This is a genomic window from Cohnella caldifontis (assembly GCF_029360585.1).
GTDB classification, from domain to species: Bacteria; Bacillota; Bacilli; order Paenibacillales; family Paenibacillaceae; genus Cohnella; species Cohnella caldifontis.
In genome coordinates this window covers 13,146-32,839 of record NZ_JAQZSJ010000023.1, presented here as the reverse complement: position 1 = coordinate 32,839, position 19,694 = coordinate 13,146, and the positions used below count along the sequence as shown (strand labels likewise).

At 60.3% G+C, this 19,694-nt stretch carries 15 protein-coding genes; 12 read left to right on the top strand and 3 right to left on the bottom strand.

Going from position 1 to position 19,694, the window contains the following annotated elements; all coding sequences use genetic code 11:
- Positions 1-13: 13 nt before the first annotated feature.
- The gene (locus tag PTZ19_RS22410; RefSeq protein ID WP_276357866.1) at positions 14-736 is read left to right on the top strand and encodes a hypothetical protein; all 723 of its coding nucleotides are present in this window, start codon (positions 14-16) and stop codon (positions 734-736) included.
- Between the two features lie 76 nt (positions 737-812).
- On the opposite strand, the gene PTZ19_RS22405 is transcribed toward PTZ19_RS22410, so the two are convergent.
- Positions 813-2,924, bottom strand: coding sequence for a HelD family protein (locus PTZ19_RS22405; protein WP_339329353.1), 2,112 nt, complete (start codon positions 2,922-2,924; stop codon positions 813-815).
- Between the two features lie 215 nt (positions 2,925-3,139).
- Between PTZ19_RS22405 and PTZ19_RS22400 the strand changes: the two genes are divergently transcribed.
- The 8 genes from PTZ19_RS22400 to PTZ19_RS22365 all read left to right on the top strand — a co-directional run bounded on the left by PTZ19_RS22400 (position 3,140) and on the right by PTZ19_RS22365 (position 12,493).
- On the top strand, positions 3,140-3,643 hold the full coding sequence (locus PTZ19_RS22400) for a YwhD family protein (RefSeq protein WP_276357865.1): 504 nt from the start codon (positions 3,140-3,142) through the stop codon (positions 3,641-3,643).
- A gap of 43 nt (positions 3,644-3,686) precedes the next feature.
- Positions 3,687-4,142 carry a GNAT family N-acetyltransferase gene (locus tag PTZ19_RS22395; RefSeq protein ID WP_276357864.1) on the top strand — a complete coding sequence of 152 codons (456 nt, stop codon included), beginning with the start codon at positions 3,687-3,689 and terminating at the stop codon, positions 4,140-4,142.
- 170 nt (positions 4,143-4,312) lie between these two features.
- Positions 4,313-6,058: a sensor histidine kinase gene (locus PTZ19_RS22390; protein ID WP_276357863.1), complete on the top strand. Its 1,746-nt coding sequence runs from the start codon at positions 4,313-4,315 to the stop codon at positions 6,056-6,058.
- A gap of 1 nt (position 6,059) precedes the next feature.
- A complete protein-coding gene (locus PTZ19_RS22385) occupies positions 6,060-7,631 on the top strand; it encodes a response regulator (protein ID WP_276357862.1) in 1,572 nt (523 codons plus the stop codon).
- Positions 7,632-7,852: 221 nt separating this feature from the next.
- Positions 7,853-8,878 carry a sugar ABC transporter substrate-binding protein gene (locus PTZ19_RS22380; protein WP_276357861.1) on the top strand — a complete coding sequence of 342 codons (1,026 nt, stop codon included), beginning with the start codon at positions 7,853-7,855 and terminating at the stop codon, positions 8,876-8,878.
- 19 nt (positions 8,879-8,897) lie between these two features.
- Entirely contained in the window at positions 8,898-9,911 is a 1,014-nt protein-coding gene (locus PTZ19_RS22375; protein ID WP_276357860.1) for a substrate-binding domain-containing protein, read from the top strand.
- Between the two features lie 84 nt (positions 9,912-9,995).
- On the top strand, positions 9,996-11,510 hold the full coding sequence (locus tag PTZ19_RS22370) for a sugar ABC transporter ATP-binding protein (RefSeq protein ID WP_276357859.1): 1,515 nt from the start codon (positions 9,996-9,998) through the stop codon (positions 11,508-11,510).
- The gene (locus PTZ19_RS22365; protein WP_276357858.1) at positions 11,507-12,493 is read left to right on the top strand and encodes an ABC transporter permease; all 987 of its coding nucleotides are present in this window, start codon (positions 11,507-11,509) and stop codon (positions 12,491-12,493) included. Before PTZ19_RS22370 ends, PTZ19_RS22365 begins: the two co-directional genes overlap by 4 nt.
- Positions 12,494-12,542: 49 nt before the next feature.
- Here the strand turns inward: PTZ19_RS22365 and PTZ19_RS22360 are convergent, their stop codons facing one another.
- The gene (locus tag PTZ19_RS22360; RefSeq protein WP_276357857.1) at positions 12,543-14,579 is read right to left on the bottom strand and encodes a transglycosylase domain-containing protein; all 2,037 of its coding nucleotides are present in this window, start codon (positions 14,577-14,579) and stop codon (positions 12,543-12,545) included.
- A 235-nt stretch (positions 14,580-14,814) separates the two neighbouring features.
- Between PTZ19_RS22360 and speE the strand changes: the two genes are divergently transcribed.
- The 3 genes from speE to argS all read left to right on the top strand — a co-directional run bounded on the left by speE (position 14,815) and on the right by argS (position 18,162).
- On the top strand, positions 14,815-15,642 hold the full coding sequence (gene speE / locus PTZ19_RS22355) for a polyamine aminopropyltransferase (protein ID WP_276357901.1): 828 nt from the start codon (positions 14,815-14,817) through the stop codon (positions 15,640-15,642).
- Between the two features lie 400 nt (positions 15,643-16,042).
- Positions 16,043-16,489, top strand: coding sequence for a DUF1934 domain-containing protein (locus PTZ19_RS22350; RefSeq protein WP_276357856.1), 447 nt, complete (start codon positions 16,043-16,045; stop codon positions 16,487-16,489).
- Positions 16,486-18,162, top strand: a complete 1,677-nt coding sequence (gene argS / locus PTZ19_RS22345) for an arginine--tRNA ligase (protein WP_276357855.1) — start codon at positions 16,486-16,488, stop codon at positions 18,160-18,162. Before PTZ19_RS22350 ends, argS begins: the two co-directional genes overlap by 4 nt.
- Before the next feature lie 24 nt (positions 18,163-18,186).
- Here argS and PTZ19_RS22340 read toward each other — a convergent pair whose 3' ends face one another.
- Positions 18,187-19,332, bottom strand: a complete 1,146-nt coding sequence (locus tag PTZ19_RS22340) for a S8 family peptidase (protein ID WP_276357854.1) — start codon at positions 19,330-19,332, stop codon at positions 18,187-18,189.
- Between the last annotated feature and the right edge of the window lie 362 nt (positions 19,333-19,694).

Below are 19,694 nucleotides of genomic sequence, written 5' to 3'. Positions count from 1 at the left end.
AGGGGGGATCGACATGAGGCTACGATGGCTTGGCGTGCTGATGGCCGTCCTGTTCTTGTACGGCTGTTCGAACATGCAAGATAACCCGATCAAGGGGAATGCGGAGATCGACTGGGTCGATTTCGTGAAGTTGAACGGAAAATCGTATACCGGAATGTGGGAAGGCGTGATTCGTAATCCGAAAGACGTAACGGATCAGGTCGTCGGCAAAGTCAGGTTCAAGGTGGCGGACGTGGTGACGAACCCGGAATACCGCACGAAGGACGGGGACGCCGCTTTTTTGGCGAAAGGCACGGAACTGTACCGCGTGAAGGGTTTCGGGAGCGACGAGCTGATCGCGGCCAAGGACGAAACGAAAATCGGCGGCTTCCGGATTTACGCGGAAGACGGGTTCAGGAAAACGATGACGGGCGGACGATACGACGAAATCGCGAAAGCCGGCATCGAGCGGATCGAGCTGTATGAAGGGTTCGAAGCGACGGCGCCCTACAGGACGCTGATCGGAGACGACATGGCGCGGTTCGTGCGGCTGCTGGACGAAGGCGAAGACAAACCCGGTTACGTTCCGCAAACGAAAGACCGCGATCCGGATTACCGGCAGATGGTGTTTTACGCGAACGGTCCGATTGCCTATGCCTTCCCCATCGCCGATGACGGGACGAACGTTTATTTCACGCCTCGGGAAACGAGAATCGTCGATCCGGCCATTCGCGGGCTGCTCGAGCCTGAGTATTGAGGAGAAAGCCGCGTCCCTCCATAGGTCGGAGAGACGCGGCTTTCGGTTCGTGTTTCACGATATCGTCGCTGAACGGTTATGAAGTCGCGCTCACGAGCGGGGTGAGCGTTCCTTCGTAGAGCAGCGTCAACCGGTGCAGGGCGCGCGTGCAGGCGACGTAGAGCAGCTTCGCGTCCTGCGGGTCCGCGGCGTAATGCGCGTCGTCGGCGTCGGCGATCAGCACGGCGTCGAACTCCAGGCCCTTCGCGAGGTAGACCGGCACGACGGACACGCCGCCGCCGTACCGGGTCTGGCCTTCGGCGATGAGGCGGACCTCGAGGCCGGTCCGCTCCAGCTCGCCCGCCAGCCGGCGGCAATGCTCGTCCGTGCGGGCGATGACGGCGATCGTCTGCATGTCCCGGCCGCGGCCTTCGGCGATGAACTCGGTAATGTACCGAATTTTCTCCGCGTCCGTCAGCGTTTCGACGATTTTGACGGGATCTCCGCTTCGGAAAACCGGCTGGGCCGGCGGCAGCGAAGTCTCGGTGAACGGCAGGATGCGGTTGGCGAATTCGATGATTTCGAGCGTCGACCGGTAACTCATGCGAAGCTCATGGTAGGCGTTCCGATCTTCCGGGAACACGGCGGCCAGTTCCTCCCACCGCCGGATGCCCCGATAGGCATGGATGCCTTGCGCCAAGTCTCCCAGGATCGTGAAGGAAGGTTCGCTCATCATTTCGTTCAGCACGGCGATCTGCAGCGGCGGCACGTCCTGGGCCTCGTCCAGCACGACGTGGTCGAACGTCTCCTCCCGGCCCCGGAACCGGAGACGGATCCAGAGGAGCGCCGGTAAATCTTCGGGTTTGGCGGCGCCTTTCTTCATATAAGCATTCGTGCGTTCCGCGATTTCGGGCGGCAGTCCATCGGCCTTTCGGTCGAATAAGGACCGGTAGAACGAATACGCGTCCGCCGCGGGCAGCTTCTTCTCGTACGCCTTCAAGCGCTGCCGTCCGGTTTTCGTCCGATCTTTGCGGATTTTGGCGTCCCCGATCTCCTTCAGCTGCATCTCGAGCCAGCGGTTGATCCGGGCGACCAGCCGCTCGCGCCGGACGGCGAGCGGATAATGGCGGTACTCGACGTCGAACCATTCCCGGATTTGCCGGGCCGGCAGCGTTCTTCGCTCCCAAGCCTCGAAATCCGCGTCCGGCAGGTAGTCCCGCTCGAATCGGTCGAGCTCCTCCGTCAGCCACTCCTTGAAGCGCAAGGAGCCCTTGAACCGTTCGGGCGTCCGATCGTCGTCGATCGCCGGGCGTTCCCGGCCGACCGAGAACCAGCGGGCTCCTTCCCCCGTCTGCTCCGCCAGCCGGACCGTGTCCTCCAGCTTTTCCAGCGCCCAGTCGGCGAACGTGGTCTGCCGAACGTTCCCGACGCCGAGCTCGGGCAGAACGCCCGAGATATAATCAAGGAACATCGAGTTCGGAGCGAAAATGATCATCCGTTCCGCTTTCATCTGCTCCTTGTATTGGTACAGCAAGAAGGCGAGTCGGTGCAGGGCGACCGTCGTTTTGCCCGATCCCGCGGCGCCTTGGATGATCATGGCCAGGTTCCGGGGGGCGCGGATGATTTTGTCCTGTTCCGACTGGATCGTGGAGACGATGTCCCGCAGCCGGTTGTCCTTGCGTTCTCCCAACCGGTAGAGCAGGAACTCGTCGCTGACGCCGAGGTTTTCCCCGCCCCGTACGTAACTTTCGACCACCCGCTGCAACGTTCGGTCACGGATTTGCAGGTTCCGCTTGCGATGGACGTCCCCTTCGATCGTTCCCTCGGGGGCTTCGTAGGAGACCGGCTCCACGCCGCTGGTGAACGAATAGAACAGACTGGCCACCGGGGCCCTCCAATCGATGATGTACGGCTCTCCGCTTTCCTTGCGGTCCAAGCCCCGCTTGCCGATATAGAGCGGATTGGGCTCGGGGCGCCCCTTCTCGCGGAAATCCAGCCGCCCGAAATACGGCTCGGTTCCGAGCAGCGCCAGCCGTTGGCGAGCTTCTTCCCGTTTCTCCTCCAGCAGCTGTTCCACGAAATCGGGACCGTGATAGACGGGCCCGATCTCGGAGCGCTGCCGCTCGATTTCCTCCAGCGTCTGCCTCAGCCGTCCGCTTTCCTCGCGGTACATGTCCGGTGCGTCTTCTAGCTCTTGCGTTTGACTCAAACCGCTTCCTCCCTTTTCCACGATCGATTGGCGCCAGTACCCATTTTGCACAAAAACCCGCGAAAAGAATAGACTTATGTTTTCGGTTTTGGTATGATGTTGGTTATCGGATTACCTAAAAACAATAGAACGTTTGTTCGCATAATCGGAACGGGTGGGGGGCCCTTGGAAAGGGGATTCTTGGCCCGTTTTTTTAACGGAGGTTGAAGACCGTCATGGACAATCAGGAAAAGCCGGCGGAGAAAAGGAAGCTTTCGCTGAATGTCGTGAGCAACAAACCGCACAAAGGGTTCGGAGCGGGTTCGATCGACTTGAGCGACGTAGCTTGCGTGATCATCGACCGCGGTGAGGCTTATATCGATGCCGGGGCGATGCACGCGAAAAGCCGGGTCGAGCGGGGAGTCAAATTCTCGCCGAACAAGGAAGAAGTGCCGAACGGACGGCCTTGCTGGGTCGTGTGGGTAGCGGTCGACCGCAATGAAGAGGGCAGCTACTATGCGGGAGTCGCTTCCTGCGAGATGCTGATCGACGAAGAAGCCCGCCGCGGGTGGAAGATTCTGGCCGACCACGTGAACCGGCTGGACGCCGCGATCAAGCGCAAATTCAAGCTCGACAACATCGGAACGGAAGAGAAAGCCGCGCTGAAAAAGCTGCTGATCGAGCACAACGCCGAATGGTGGGACCGTTCGCCGGAGGAACTGAAGCAGCAATTGGGCTGAAGCGGCGGCGCACGGGGATCGCGGCCGAGACGGGGGATATCCGATGGAAATCAGACAGGACGATCTGAACGGGCCCGAGGTACGGGCGCTGATCGCGGACCATCTGCGGAGCATGTTCGAGCTCTCCCCGCCGGAAAGCGTGCACGCGCTGGACGCGGACCGGCTGAAACGGCCGGACGTCACCTTCTGGAGCGCTTGGGAGCGGGGCGAGCTGGCCGGTATCGGCGCGCTCAAAGAGCTGGACGGAGTGCATGGGGAAATCAAGTCCATGAAAACCGCCCCCAGCCGCTTGCGCCGAGACGTGGCTTCGCGTTTGCTCGAACGTATCCTGGAGGAAGCGAAGCGGCGCGGATACAAGCGGGTCAGCCTGGAGACCGGGTCGATGGAAGCGTTCGAGCCGGCCAGAAGGCTGTACGCCCGCTACGGCTTTCAGCTCTGCGGGCCGTTCGCGGACTATGGGGAAGATCCCAACAGCGTGTTTATGACCCTGGAACTATAAGCGAAAAACGCGGAAGCTGCCGTCGGATTCGACGGCAGCTTCTGTCATGTCGATTGTCGATATGATCCCGAAGCTGGGGTTTGGAAACGGGACCGTTCGACGAATGTCGAGCGGTTTTTGCGTTTTTCGCTATAATAGGATAAAAATCGCTTACGGAAATGAGGGGGAACGTGCTTAACAAACTTCCTGCGATTCCGGCTTGGAAAGACACGACATTCTACAAGAAGCTGCTGATCCTTTATTGTTTGCTTGTCACGCTGCTCGTCGGATGCTTCTATTCCGCCTCTTATTTTACCTCCCGGGAAACGCTGGATTTGAAAACGAAGGATTACATGGACCATATCGGGGATTTGATCAGTCTCAAGATCTGGCGGAGCATCGACGAGCTGGACAATACGATCCAAAGCGCGCTATTCGACATGTATCTGAACGAACTGCTGGGAACTTATAACGAGGGCGGAGACGCCGACCGGCAGACTACGCAGCAGTACATCTCCGGCAAGGTGAACCAGTTGATCTCCTTGAATCCGTACGTGGAAGCCGTCGATTTTTATTTCTACAACGGCGACCTCTGGATCAGCCCCGCTTCCAAGCCGATCCCCGACGTGTTCAAATCTCCGTACTTCTACATCAACAATCTGAACCAGAAGCTCGACTGGGTCGTCTTCGAGAAGGCCAACAACACGATCAACGGCTCGAAAATCGTGATGGACTCCAAACGCAGGGCCGTCGCGCTCATGGTCGTCAAGATCAACCGAAAGTTCCTGACGGACGTGTTGAACCAGGACGATCTAACGGCAAGCATGGATTACGTATTGACGAATCAGGAGGGCGTGATCCTATCCTCGACCGATCCTCGGCAGCTTGGCCAAATCTGGCGGCCGGCCAGGACCGGCAGCTCCATTCGGACGGAACGCACCGTAACCGTGTTGCAATGGAACCTGCATCTGCAGGCGCCGAAAGTGACGTTTTCGGCCTACGTGCTGGAATACGGCAAAAGCCAAATCGTGCTGACGCTCGTCATTCTGCTGCTCGGTTTCATGACTTCGCTGGCCATGGCCCGTTCGATCTCCAAGCCGATCAATCGGCTGGCGCGGCAAATGCGCACCGTCGGGGCTCCCGAGCTGAACATGCCGGGCGCGCCGGTGACCACCAACGAGATCGCTTTTCTGGAAAATTCGTTCGAACATATGGTCCGGCGCATCGACGAGCTGATCAACAAGGTGTACAAGGAAACGATCTTTCGGCGGGAGTCCGAATTGAAAGCGCTTCAAGCCCAGATTAACCCGCATTTCCTGTTCAACGTCTTGGATTTGCTGAACTGGAAGGCGCTGATGGCGAAACAGGAGGAAATCAGCGAAGTCGTCCAGTCGCTTTCCCGGCTCATGGAAGCGAACATGCGCATGGACGAGAAAATGGTGCCCGTCTCGCAAGAGACGGCTTACGTTCGGGATTACTTCAAGATCATGAGCAAGAAGTTCGGCGGACGAATCCGTTTGACCGAAGAAATCGATATCCGCGGCGCGGAGCTGCCCATCCCCAAATTGCTGCTCCAACCGTTGGTGGAAAACGCCATCAAGCACGGTTTCCGCTATATCGAAGCCGGGGAAATCCGCATCAAATCCGTCGTGTCCGCCGATCGGCTGATGATCCGTGTCGAAGACAACGGCCATGGCATGCCCGCGGAACGGCTTCATGACGTGCTGGCCGCGATCGGCTCCCGCCCGGGCCTATCCTCGTGGGAATCGGAATTGCCGGCTGGCGAGCGGGAGAGAACGGGAGTCGGTCTCGTCAACATCGCGCGGCGCTTGCAAGCCGTATACGGCGAGGAAGGGTATCTGCAGGTCAAGAGCATCGAAGGAAAAGGCACGGTCGTCGTGCTGGATTTGCCGATTCGGGAACGGGAGGAAGCATGACATGTACAAGGTATGCTTGCTGGACGATCAACCCTTTGTGCGCGAAGGGCTGCGTTCGATTATCGACTGGAACGGCCTGGATTGCGAGATCGCGGGAGAATGGGATACGGCGGTAACCGCGGTCCGGGAGTTGGAACGCATCCGGCCGGATATTCTGATTTCGGATATCGTCATGCCCGGCTTGGACGGATTGGCGCTGATGGACATGCTGAACCGGACCGGGATGTCCGTCAAGGTCGTGTTCCTGTCGGCATACCGGAACTTCGAGTACGCGCATAAAGCGATCGAGCTCGGGGCGGTGGATTACCTGGTTAAACCGACGGATCCGAACGAAGTCGTACGGGCGGTGCTGAAATGCATCCATCGGATCGAAGGGGAGAGGGCGGCCTGGGGCGCGTCGGCCGCCGCCCCGGCGACGGCTCCGGACAAGGGAAGAGAGCAGGAAATGCTGTCCCTTCTCGTTCGAGGGGCGCCTGAGACGCCGGCGAGAATCGATCCCCGGCTCTGTTACTCCGTGATGATGCTGAATTTCGAGAACGGCGCGGCAGCAGCTCCGATCATGGAGCGGAGCGCCGAGTTGATCCGCCGGAAGCTGAAGCTGGACTTGCCGCCGGACGTGCTGCCCATCTTCGACAAGATCGCGGTCGTCGTCGCCGGGCCGGATCCGGAGGAGCTTCAGCGTCAAACGAGCGAGTGGGCGGAGGAAATCCAGTTCTGGCACCGCCAGCTCCTGGACATGACGGTATCCATCGGCATCAGCTCCGTGCAGCGGGGGACCGGCGAGCTTCATCGGCAATACGCGGAAAGTCTCAAAGCGCTCGAGCAGTCGTTCTATTACGGAAAAGGATCGATTTTCACCGCGCCCGTCGAGGCCGCTCCGACTGCCGCTGCGGACGACGGTCCTTCCCTCGGCTTGAAGCCGAACAAAGCGGAGCTGCTGTTGGAGGTTATCCTCAAGGGCGATGAGGAACGCCTGGCCTATTGGCTGGACGTCTGGTTCGAGGAGTTCGTCAAGGAGCGGACCGATCCGGACGAAGCCAAATTCGAGGTATGCAAGTGGATTTTGTACATCATTCCCCATCTGCAGCCGGAAGCGGATAAGCCGTTATGGGAGAAGGAGGCCCGTTCGATTCTCGCGCTCCAATCCCTTCCGGATATCAAAGAGCGGTTGACGGCGATTTACGGGCGCATGATCGCTCCGTACAAATCGTCGCTGTCCGGCCAACATCAGCAGGTGATCCTGCAAGTGGCTCAGTATATCAAACGGCATTTCCGCGATCCGGACGCTTCGCTTACGGGCGCGGCGGAATCCGTCCATTTGTCCGGGAACTACTTAAGCCGGCTGATCAAGCGAAGCACCGGCAAAACGTTTACGGAATTGCTCAACGAACACCGGATGGAGGAAGCCAAGAAGCTGCTTTCCGCCGGGAACGGCAAAAGCTATTGGGTGGCGGAACAGGTCGGCATCCCCGATGCCCGCTATTTCAGCCAGTTGTTTCGTAAGTACACGAATATGACCCCGTCGGAGTTTAAAAATCAATCCGGGTCTGTGGAGAAGAAAGACCGGGTTTAAAAATAGGGTGAAATCCGTTTGATTTTATGCTTTTTTGTCCGGTAGAAACCCTGAAAGTTCAACAACAAAAGCCGTTAGCCTGCCTTCGTCTCCCCGCCTAAGCCGCCTTATAATAACGAGCGGGAAACCGCTTACAGGGCAGCCAAAGGGGGGACGCGCCATGAAGGTAGGCCATGCGGCAGTCGGCATCGGCGAAAAAGGCATAAAGGAGGGGTCTGAAATTGAAAACCATTCGTCAATTGCGGGCGGCCGCGTGCCTGATCTTGGCGGCGACGGCGGCGGTCTCGTGTTCGCCCAGCCCGCATCCTCTGGCAGAAGCGGCGGACGGCGCCGACGGCGGCGCGCGGACGGAGAAGGTCATCGCCTACTTGCCGTCCGGCATGACCAGCCCGTTCTATTCCCAAGCCGCGCAAAGCGCCGCGCAGACCGGCGAGAAGTACGAATTGAAGCTGGAAGCGCAGGCGCCTCCGGCCGAGACGGATTTTAACGGACAAGTCGCCATTTTCGAAAACTTTATTTCCAAAAAAGTGGACGGGATCCTGTTCTGCGCGATCGACGACAAAGTGCTCGCCCCTTCCATTCGAAAAGCGAACGAGGCCGGCATTCCGCTCGTGGTTTTCAACAGCCTGACCCCGCAAAGGGGCGGCAAGATCGCCGGGTACGTGGGTTACAACCAATTCAAAGCCGGCTTCCGAGTCGGGGAGTACGCGGCGCGTCTTTTGAAAGGCAAAGGGAAGGTGTTCATCGTTCGGGGAGTTCCCGGCTATCATGACACCCTTCGAACCCAAGGGTTTTACGAAGCGTTGAAATCGTTTCCGGGCATCCGAATCGTGGGCGAGCAAGCGGCGGACTGGGTGCGCGACAAGAGCATCACCATCGCGTCCGACGCGCTGGATGAGCATCCGGATTTGGACCTCATTCTCGGCGTCAACGACGAGATGGCGATCGGGGCCTCGATTGCCGCCAGAAGCAAACGCAGGAACGTCTACACGATCGGCATCGACGGGAATCCGAACGCCATGGACGAGATCGAGAAAGGCAACCTGACCGCTACGCTGGCGGCGTTTCCGGAGAAGATCGGGGAAGTCGCCATGGAACAAATGCACAAGCTTCTGGAAGGCCAATCGATCGAGCCCTACCTGGAGACTCCCTCCGTCGTCGTCGATCAGAGCAATCTCGCCCAGTATAAAACGGGAGGACTTTGGACCGAACCTCGCGCTTCCGAACCCGAGAATTGGCAACCATAATTTCGGGGAGGCAAACCGGTTGAGAAAATCGAAATTTTACGCGATGGCACTCGTATTGGCATTGCTGACATCCATGCTGGCTGCTTGCGGCGGCAATAAAGAGGCTTCCGAAAGTCCGTCGCAGAGCGCGTCGCCTTCGGCCGCGTCCGCTTCGCCATCTTCCGCGGGCGGTGGAGAGAAGAAGCTGAAGACGGTGGCCATGACCGTCATGACGTTGGATAACCCTTATTTCGTGGCCTACAAGGAATCGCTGGAAGAAGTCGCGAAAAAGGAAGGCTTCGAGGCGATCACCGAAGGCGCCGAATTCGATTTGGCCAAGCAGCAGGCGCAAATCGAGACCTTCATCCAGAAGAAAGTGGATCTGATTCTCGTCAACGCGGTCGACTCCAAGGGGATTGCCGGGGCGGTCAAAGAGGCGGCCGACGCGGGCATTCCGATCATCGCGGTGGACGTCGACGCCGACGGGGGCGTCACCTCGACGATCATGTCCGATAACAAGCAAGCCGGCAAGCTGGCGGGCGAGTACCTCGTCAAGCGGCTGAACGGCAAAGGCAACGTCGTCTTGGTCAACGGCAACCCGATCACCTCGGTTTTCGACCGGGTGGAAGGCTTTAAGGAAGCGATCAAAGACCATCCCGACATCAAGATCATCGAAGACCAGAACGGCAAGCTGAACCGCGACGATTCGTACAAGGTGTTCGAGAATATTCTCGCCTCCCATAAAGAAGGCACGATCGACGCCGTGTTCGGCGTGAACGACCCGACGACGATCGGCGCCTATTTGGCGGCGAAAGCGGCCAACCGTTCCGACTTCTTCTTCGTATCGGTCGACGGCTCCAAGGACGCGGTGGAATTCATCAAGAAGGACGACATGTTCGGCGAGACGTCGGCCCAGCACCCGAAGGCGCAAGTCGTGAAGGCGATCGAATTGGCGAAGGATTTGCTGGCGGGCAAGCAGGTGGAACGCACGGTGCTCATCCCCGTCGATTCCGTCTCGAAAGAAACGCTGTCTTCCTTTACGCCGGAATTCTGATTCGAGGCACAAAGCACTGCGGCATGATCCCGGAGGCGGCGCAAGCCGCCTCCGGCGTTTCCCAGAGAGATGGAGGAGAAGCACATGAACCCTTCGGAGGTTCTTCTGCTGCGGAATATTTCGAAATCGTTTCCGGGAGTGAAATCCTTGTCCGGCGTCCATTTCGAGCTGCGCAAGGGAGAGGTTCACGCGCTGGTCGGAGAGAACGGCGCCGGCAAATCGACGCTGATGAAAATCATCGGCGGCATTTACTCGCCGGACGAGGGAGAGATCGTTTACAGGGGGCAGCCGACCAAGTGGAGCAACCCCCAGCAGGCTCGGGCGAGCGGGATCAGCATCATTCACCAGGAACTGAAGCTCGCGCCGAGCCTGTCGGTCGCGGAGAACGTGCTGATGGGCACAACGCTGCCGCGCAACCGGCTCGGCTTCATTCGGTGGGAGCGCATGTACGAGCGTTCGCGGGAATTGTTGTCCTCGATCGGTTCGGACCTCGATCCGAAGCGGAAGGTCGGGGAGTTAAGCGTCGCCCAGCAGCAGATCGTGGAAATCGCCAGGGCGCTGTCGATTCAGGCGGACGTCATCATCATGGACGAACCCAGCGCGACTCTGACCGGCAAAGAAATCGACCGGCTGTTCGCGCTCATTCGACTGCTGAAGAGCCGAGGGGTCGGCATCATCTACATTTCGCACCGGATGGAGGAAATTTTCGAAATTTCCGACCGGTGCACCGTATTGAGAGACGGGCAGTGGATCCGGACTTTGGAGACCCGGGAAACAAGCGACAAGGAATTGGTCCGGCTGATGGTGGGTCGGGACGTATCCGTATTGGCCGGCAAGCGGGAGGGGGAACTGCCCTCCGGCCGGGAAGCTCCGCTGCTGGGCGTCACCGGTTTGTCGGACGGGAAGCGTTTTTGGGACGTGTCGCTCCGCCTGAATGCCGGCGAGATCGTCGGCATCGCCGGCCTGGTCGGATCCGGGCGCTCCGAGGTGCTCATGACGCTGTTCGGAGCGACCCGCGCCGCGAAAGGCGATATCCGCCTGGAGGGAGAACCGGTGTCGCTTGATTCCCCGCGGGACGCGATCCGGCGCGGCATCGCGCTCGTGCCCGAAAGCCGGAAAGAGCAAGCTCTGTTCCTGCAGATGGGCGTCGGGGAGAACATGAGCGTCCTGCGCCTGAAGGACCTGTCGGCCGCCGGATGGATCCGCATGAAGCAGAAGGAAGCACTGGAACAAGAGAGCCGGGAAAGGTTGGGCGTCAAAACCGCGTCGTTGCGGAACCGCATCGTCAATTTGAGCGGCGGCAACCAACAGAAGGCGATCCTGGCCCGCTGGCTATCGCTGTCGCCCAGGGTGCTGCTGCTCGATGAACCGACGCGCGGCGTGGATGTCGGAGCGAAAGAGGAAATTTATACGATTATTCGGGAGATGGCGGCCGAAGGCCTCGGCCTGATCGTCGTGTCTTCCGATTTGCCGGAAGTGATCGGAATCTCGGATCGCGTCTACGTCATGCGGCAAGGCCGGTTGGTCGCCGAACTGCAGGGCGGCGACATCCACGAGGAAACGATCATGATGCATGCGACAGGGGGGCAAGTATCGTGAATGGAAATCCTGCAATGACGGAAACCGGCCGGGAAGGCGCCGCGAGGCTGAACTGGCGCGGTATCATGGACAAAATGGGCATCGTGATCGTCGTCCTGATCATCAGCGCCTTGTTCGCGGTCATGGACGAGAATTTCCTGACCTGGTCCAACATGATGAACATGCTGCGGCAGACCGCCATTAACGCGATCCTTGCCGCCGGAATGACGTTCGTCATTTTGACCGGGGGAATCGACTTGTCGGTCGGCGCGATCGTCGCGTTGGCCGGCGTCAGCGGCGTTTATTTCTCCCAATGGATGCCGGCGTTGCCGGCGATGCTTCTGGGGACGCTGGTCGGCGCCGCCGCCGGATACGTCAACGGCGTGTTGACCGCCAAAACCAAGCTTCCGGCCATTATCGTCACCTTGGGCAGCATGACCTACCTCAGAGGGATCGCCTACGTGGTGACGGGCGGCTACCCGCTGATCCTGAACGACGGATCGTTCATCAAGATGGGGCAAGGCTATTTGGGTCCCGTTCCGATTCCGATCGTCATCATGCTGCTCGTGTATGCCGTATTTTTCGTCATCCTGAAGTATACCGTCTTCGGAAGAAACGTCTATATGATCGGCGGCAATTCGGAAGCGGCGTTCTTGACGGGGATCCGGGTCGTTCCCCGCATGACCTGGGTGTACACGATCAGCGGAATCTGCTCGGGCATCGCCGGAGTCATTTTGTCGGCGCGTTTGCTGTCGGGGCAGCCGAATGTCGGTTCCGGCTACGAGTTGGACGCGATCGCCGCCGTCGTGCTGGGCGGAACCAGCCTGGCCGGAGGCATGGGAACCATCGTGGGCAGCCTGTTCGGCGCTCTCTTCATGGGAACGCTCAGCAACGGCTTAACGCTGCTGAGCGTACCCTACTATTGGCAATTGATCATCAAAGGCATCGTGATCGTGCTCGCCATCTATATCGACCGGCTGCGCCAACGCGGCGCGCGGGGTTGAACCGAATAACGGGCCGGATCCGCAATCCGTCGGATCCGGCTCTTTTCGTTTACCCGCCCCACCAACGCTTAAACTTCTTCCACCAGCCGCCGCCGCCGGCAGGTTCCGGTTTCTTCTCTTCCGGCAAACCGTGGAGCGGGCAGAATTCCGTCGGCTCGGTCCCGGCGAGGAACGTCTCGAGCACCGGCTTCGGACAGCCAGGGGCGGCCCGCATGCCGCTCCGCGGATCCACGAAGATGCTGACGACGCCCTCCGGCATCCGGAATTCCGCGGGCGCATGGTCCTTCAGCGCGGCTTCGGCGAAGTTCGCGAATATCGGCGCGGCCCGGTGGGCTTCGCTCGAACGGATGGCGCGTCCGCGGTCGTACCCGACCCAGACCGCGGCGGTCAGCTCCGGCGTATAGCCGACGAACCAGGCGTCGGAATCGGTCGTCCCGGTCTTGCCGGCGACCGGACGGTGCAGCAGTCCGGCTACCCGGTGCGCGGTTCCGCCCGATTCGAACACGCTCTCCAGCAAGCGCGTCGTTACGTAGGCGACGGCGGGCGGAAGGACCTGCGCGGTGCGCGGGCGGGCTTCGTACAGCACGTTGCCGCTTCGGTCCTCGATCCGCAGGATGGCGAGCGGATCGGCGCGGGTGCCTCCGGCCGCGAATACGGAATAGGCCCGCGCCATTTCGAACGGGCTGACCGGATAAGCGCCGAGCGCGAGGGAAGGCACGGCCTTGAGCTTGGCGGTGATGCCGAGCCGGCGGGCCATGTCCATGACGGCTTCCGGCCCCGTCTGCATGATCGTATTGACCGCGTATATGTTGTCGGAAGCCGCGATCGCCTGCCGGAGGCCGATTTCCTCGTGAAAATAACGATCGTTGTAGTTGCTGGGCCGATAGATCTCCCGGTTGTTGTCGTAATAGAAAATCGTCGGCTCGCTGCGGAAGCGGGTGGACGGCGTGACGACATGGTTCTCCAAAGCGGCGGCGTACAGAATCGGCTTGAAGGACGATCCCGGCTGCCGCGTGGTCGCGAAAACGCGGTTGTACTGGTTCATTTTATAGCTTCTGCCGCCGACCATCGCCTTGATATAGCCGTTGCGGGGATCCATCGCGATCAAGGCGGCCTGGAGCTTGGAATCGCCGGGCAGCCCTTTCTTGACGGCTTCTTCGGCGGCTTTCTGCATGCGCAAGTCGAGAGTCGTCTTGATGACGAGGCCGCCGTCGTTCAGCAGGCGCTCGTCGATGCCGAGACGTTCGACGGCGATCCGTTTCACGTAATCCGTGAAATAGGGCGCCGTGCGGTCCGGCTCTTCGGGCAGGGGCTGCACGGCGGGTTTTTGCCGTTTGGCTTGTTCGGCTTGCCGCTCGTTAATCGCACCGTCATCCAGCATCGCCTGCAGCACCGTGCGCCTGCGGGCTTCCGCATCCGCCGGATGGAGATGGGGCGAGTAGTAACGGGGACCCTTCGGGATGCCGGCCAGCAGCGCGCTCTCCGCCAGCGTCAGCGATTTCGCGGACTTGCCGAAATACAGCCGGGCGGCGGCTTCGGCCCCGTAGGCTCCATGGCCGTAATAGATTTGATTCAAATACATTTGCAGGATTTCGTTCTTGCCGTAGGTCTGCTCCAATCGGGCGGCGTACCACGCTTCTTTCAGCTTTCTCGTCCACGTTCTCTGATGGTCCAGGTAGAGGTTGCGGGCGAGCTGTTGGGTGAGCGTGCTGGCGCCTTCCCGTTTCTCCAGGTGTCGCACGTCGACCCATGCCGCGCGGGCCAGCCCTCGGACATCGAAGCCGGAATGCTCGTAGAATCGCCGGTCCTCGACGGCCAAAGTGGCTTTGATCAGCCAAGGGGAAATCTCGCCGAGCTTCACGGGGTGCCGGTTGACGCCGCCCATCATGCTGGCGATGACATTGCCCTCGGCGTCCAGGATTTGCGTGGACTGCGGAACGGCGCCGGCAGGCAGCGATCCGAAGCGATGCAGGACGAAGCTTCCGCCCGCCGCGAAGACCAGGCAGAACAGCGTGAACCAAGCCAGCCGGCGGCGAAGCGGTCCGCCCCCTTCCGGTCCCGGTTTCGGCTTATGTCGCGATTCCAAACGGCCCGCCTCCTTCCTCCATCGGCATCATTTTCCTCCTAGTATGGAGAAGGGGGACGAAGGCTATTCGGGAGGCGCGCCGTTCGATTCGGACGGAGCGTGATTCCCCGACCGTGAGAGCCTGCCGGCTTACGCCGCCGGGTTGCTTTGATTTTCGCGGGTAATGGCCTATAATACAATTTGTTCCGGATTGTCGGCATTTACCTAGGAAAGAGGGGGGTCTCCCATGTCTTCCATGGAATTGTGGTTCACCGAGAAGCAGACCGAAAATTACGGCATCACGATGAAAATCAAGCAAACGATGGTCCACGAACAGACCGATTTCCAAGAGCTCGCGATGATCGAGACGGAAGAGTGGGGCAACATGCTCGTTCTTGACGGCATGGTCATGACGACGATCAAGGACGAATTCGTCTACCACGAAATGGTGGCCCACGTGCCGCTGTTCACCCATCCGAATCCCGAGCACGTGCTCGTGGTAGGCGGCGGCGACGGCGGCGTCATCCGGGAAGTGCTGAAGCATCCCCAGGTGAAGAAGGCCGTGCTCGTCGACATCGACGGCAAAGTCATCGAATATTCGAAGAAATATTTGCCGGAAATCGCCGGGAAGCTGGACGATCCCCGCGTCGAAGTGCTGGTGAACGACGGCTTCATGCATATCCACGACCACAAGAACGCGTACGACGTCATCCTCGCGGACACGACGGAGCCGGTCGGCCCGGCGGTGAACCTGTTCACGCGCGGCTTCTATCAGGGGATCTACGAATCGCTCAAGGAAGACGGACTGTTCGTCGCCCAGACCGACAATCCCTGGTTCAAAGCGGATTTGATCCAAAGCGTGAACCGCGACGTGAAGGAAGTGTTCCCGCTCGTTCGGGTGTACGCGGCGAACGTGCCCACCTATCCGAGCGGACTGTGGACGTTCACGATGGGCAGCAAGAAACACGATCCGCTGGCCGTCGACGAGAGCGCCATTCCGGAGCTCGACACGAAATACTACTCGCCCCGCCTGCACAAAGCCGCGTTCGTGCTGCCGAAGTTCGTGGAGGATTTGACGAAGTAAGGCGCAGGTGCGCGTGACAAAGGCCCTTGTCCGGTCGATCGGACGCGGGCCTTTTCTTTTTCCGGACGGACGGATAAGGAGCGCGGCAGGATGACGAGGAGAAGAGACCGGGGGAAACCGTTCCCATAACGTCGGAGGCACGCATTCAATCGGGCGTCCATCGGATCGGGAGCGAGCCGCATCCGTCCCTGCAACCCTATTTGACTCCTTGCCAAAGCCGCCATTTGGGCTTGCGCGCCGCCGAAGCGCAGACTGGCGCGGGTGGCCCCCGGTCGGCGCCTGCCCGCGAGCCTGGATTCGCGTAGATGCGGCCTGTCTGTTCCCTCATTGAATTGCCCCGCCGTTCTGTATATAGTAGTAATATTAAATGAAGGAACCGCTGAAGACGGGAGGGAGCCGCATGCCGGACGCCGCGCGCGTGTCCGCCTCCCTGCGCATCCGGCGGGACGGCGGGGCGGTGGAGCTGGCCGCCGCGGGGCAGCTGCATCGCTTGCTTCACGGATGGGCTCTGACTTGCCGATTGCAGGAGACGGGCAGGACGGCCGACGCGCCTCAAGACGACAGCCCTGCTTCGGAAATGATGCTGATCCTGCGGGAAGACGAGATCCGGATGAACCGCAAAGGGGAAATCGCCCAGGATCAAGTGTTCCGCGTAGGGGAATGGAAGGCGGGAACGATCGGCACCCGCTACGGGACGCTCCGGGCGGAGGCTTACACGACCCGCATCGAAATGGACTTGCTGCCGGGCGGGGGCAGCGTGGAGTGGGAATACGACTGGAGAACGGCGGATCGGCAAACGGAACGCTGTTCGGTCAGGCTGGAAATTCGGGAGGAAGTTGCGAAATGAACGTTTTGGAGAAGCTTCATACCGTCATGTCGAACGCACTGTCCGACGCGGTGCTGGGGGCCGGACTGGCGGACAGCCGCGACGAGCTGCCGGCCATCGTGCTGGAGGTGCCCAAGGACAAGGCGCACGGCGACCTGGCCACGAACCTGGCCATGCAATTGACCAAAATCGCCAAGCGCAATCCGCGCCAGATCGCGGAGCTCATCCTGGAGCATCTCGACAAAAGCCGCGCCTGGATCGAATCCGCGGAGATCGCCGGCCCCGGATTCATCAATTTCCGACTGGATAAAAGTTTCCTGCACCCGGTCATCGGCGACGTACGGACCCAAGGGAACCGTTACGGTTCCGTCGAAGCGGGGCACGGGCAGAAAATCCAAGTCGAATTCGTCAGCGCGAATCCGACGGGAAGCCTGCATCTGGGGCACGCCCGCGGTGCCGCGGTCGGCGACGCGTTGTGCAATTTGCTGGAATACGCCGGTTACGAGGTGACCCGCGAATATTACATCAACGATGCCGGCAACCAGGTAGCGAACCTGGCCAAGTCGATCGAGGCGCGGTATCGCCAAGCGCTGGGCCAACAGGCCGAGATGCCGGAGGACGGCTACCACGGCGAAGACATCGTCGGCTTCGCCCGGGAGCTGGCGGAACGCGAAGGCGACCGTCTGCTGGCGCTGCCCGAAGAGGAGCGGCTCGCGTTCTTCCGCAGCTACGGGCTGGAACGGGAGCTCGATAAGCTGAAGCGGGACTTGGAGCGCTTCGGCGTCCGCTTCGACGTATGGTACAGCGAGACATCGCTTTACGAGACCGGCAAGGTGACGGCCGCGCTGGACGCCCTCCGCGCCAAAGGCCAAGTCTACGAGCAGGACGGGGCCATATGGTTGTCCACCACGCCCTACGGAGACGACAAAGACCGCGTGCTCGTGAAGAGCGACGGTTCCTATACCTATTTGACGCCCGACATCGCCTACCATATGGATAAGTACGGCCGAGGCTACGATCGGATGATCAACATCTGGGGAGCCGACCACCATGGGTACATCCCCCGGATGAAAGCGGCCATGGCGGCTTTGGGCAACGATCCGTCGAAGCTCACCGTCCTGATCGCGCAGATGGTCAGCTTGTTCCAGAACGGCGAGAAAGTCAAAATGTCCAAACGGACGGGCAAAGCCGTCACGATGGAAGACTTGATGGACGAAGTCGGCGTGGATGCGATCCGCTACTTCTTCACCATGCGGAGCATGGACTCGCACCTGGACTTCGACATGGATCTGGCGGTGTCGACGTCGAACGAAAACCCTGTCTACTACGTCCAATATGCCCATGCGAGAATTTGCAGCATTTTCCGCCAAGCGGAGGAACAAGGCATCGCGCTGCTCCCGTGGGAAGAAGCTCCGCTGCACCGATTGACCGCGGAGCAAGAGTACGGCCTGCTGCGCAAGATGGGCGAGCTGCCCGAAATCGTCGCCGACGCGGCGAGGAGTTTCGCCCCGCATGCGATGATCCGGTACGTCTACGAACTGGCTTCGCTGTTCCACAGCTATTACCGGGCGGAACGCGTCATCACCGAGGACGCGGAGCAGAGCCAGGCCCGCCTGCAGCTGCTCGCGGCGCTTCGGATCGTTCTCGCGAACTGCCTGAAGATGGTCGGCGTCTCCGCACCGGAGCGGATGTAACCCATTTAACGGAAGCCGCGAACGCTATTTTCGGATGTCCGCCGCTTTCAGCAATCGGATCACGTTCAGCTCCCCGGCCGCCCGGGGAGCTTTCGCGCCTTTCAGGGGTTTGCCGGATCGCTGGATGATTTCTTTGATCTGCTGCGGCGTAAGCCCCGGCTTCAACGCCAGCAGCAGGGCGATCGCTCCGCTGACGTGGGAGGTCGCCATGGAGGTGCCGCTCATTTCCCGGTACTTGCTGCCTACCCATGCGGAGACGATCTTGTCGCCGGGCGCGTAAATATCGATGAGCCCGCTGCGGTTGGTGAACGAAGCGACGCGTCCCAGCTCGTTGGTCGCGCCGACGGCGATCGTGTTCCCGTACCGGGCGGGGTAATCGATGCCGCTGCTGCGCCCGTCGTTGCCGGATGACGCCACGACGACGACGCCGGCCTGATTGGCGGCTGCGACCGCCTGCAGCAAGGATCGGCTGCGGTTTTGCATGCCGAAGCTCATGTTGACGATATGCATTCGGTTGCGGACGCACCAGTCGAGGCCCAAGATGATGTCCGATACATAGGCCGTGCCCCCGTAATCGAAGGCTTTCACCGGATGGACGGAAGCCCGGGGCGCGACGCCGATCATGCCTTCCATCCGGTTGGCGGCCGCGATCGTGCCGGCGATGTGGGTGCCGTGTCCGTTGTCGTCCTGCGGAGGAAGGGTGCGGTAGATCAGGTTGATTCCCCGCTCGACGGAATAGCGCAAGTCGGGATGCCGGAAATCGACCCCGGTATCGATCACCCCAATCCGCACGCCCAGTCCGGTCGTCCGGTTCCACGCCTCGGGAGCCTGAATGTGCCGGACGCCCCAAGGGATCCCTTGATCGATCGAGACGGAGCCTCTCGACAAGGCGTCGATCCGGATCGTTTCGTCTTCTTCGCATCGGATTTTGTCGTTCCAATCGCGCGCGATCGACGGGGGAGGCGAGGGGCACGAAATGCCGCGGATGAGACCGAGGCGCCGAATGCTTCCGGTCCCGGCCCCTGCCCTGCGGGGCCGCATCCGTTCAAGCACTTTCAAGATTTGCCGATAATCTCCGGGATCGGAGAACCGCAGGATGGTTTTCCGGCCGCGCGCTCCGCCTTCGGTTAGGGAATAGTGCAGCCAATCCAGTAATCCGTTCGCGTTCATGACGGTCCCCTCCCGCGAAGTGCTTCCCTATCGTATGAAGATGCCGGATGGACGGCTTGGGAAGCGGCCTTTTTTGGGGAGAAATGGGCATCGCTCCGTGTCAATTCACCTGCGGGGGCATACTCTGAAGGGAGAGTTTCGAGCCGGAGACTCTCGGCCATACCGGTCCTTCCGTCCGCGGAGCGGCCGGGGGGATACAGTCGAAAAGCGAAGATGCCGCCTGAGAAGGACGATGTCTTCGCTTTTCGCCTTTGCGAACGGGGCGTGCCCTGAACGCCCGCTCAGCTTGCAATTTTACGAGAAATAAGGTTTACTATAAGTTGACATTCAGGCGCCAGCTCATGGACGGTTTACATACAGAG

Bases quoted from the DNA above. Each gene is read 5' to 3' on its own strand.
- PTZ19_RS22410 (WP_276357866.1), top strand. From the start codon at position 14: ATGAGGCTACGATGGCTTGGCGTGCTGATGGCCGTCCTGTTCTTGTAC.
- PTZ19_RS22400 (WP_276357865.1), top strand. From the start codon at position 3,140: ATGGACAATCAGGAAAAGCCGGCGGAGAAAAGGAAGCTTTCGCTGAAT.
- PTZ19_RS22395 (WP_276357864.1), top strand. From the start codon at position 3,687: ATGGAAATCAGACAGGACGATCTGAACGGGCCCGAGGTACGGGCGCTG.
- PTZ19_RS22385 (WP_276357862.1), top strand. From the start codon at position 6,060: ATGTACAAGGTATGCTTGCTGGACGATCAACCCTTTGTGCGCGAAGGG.
- PTZ19_RS22370 (WP_276357859.1), top strand. From the start codon at position 9,996: ATGAACCCTTCGGAGGTTCTTCTGCTGCGGAATATTTCGAAATCGTTT.
- speE (WP_276357901.1), top strand. From the start codon at position 14,815: ATGGAATTGTGGTTCACCGAGAAGCAGACCGAAAATTACGGCATCACG.
- PTZ19_RS22350 (WP_276357856.1), top strand. From the start codon at position 16,043: ATGCCGGACGCCGCGCGCGTGTCCGCCTCCCTGCGCATCCGGCGGGAC.
- argS (WP_276357855.1), top strand. From the start codon at position 16,486: ATGAACGTTTTGGAGAAGCTTCATACCGTCATGTCGAACGCACTGTCC.
- PTZ19_RS22340 (WP_276357854.1), bottom strand. From the start codon at position 19,332: ATGAACGCGAACGGATTACTGGATTGGCTGCACTATTCCCTAACCGAA.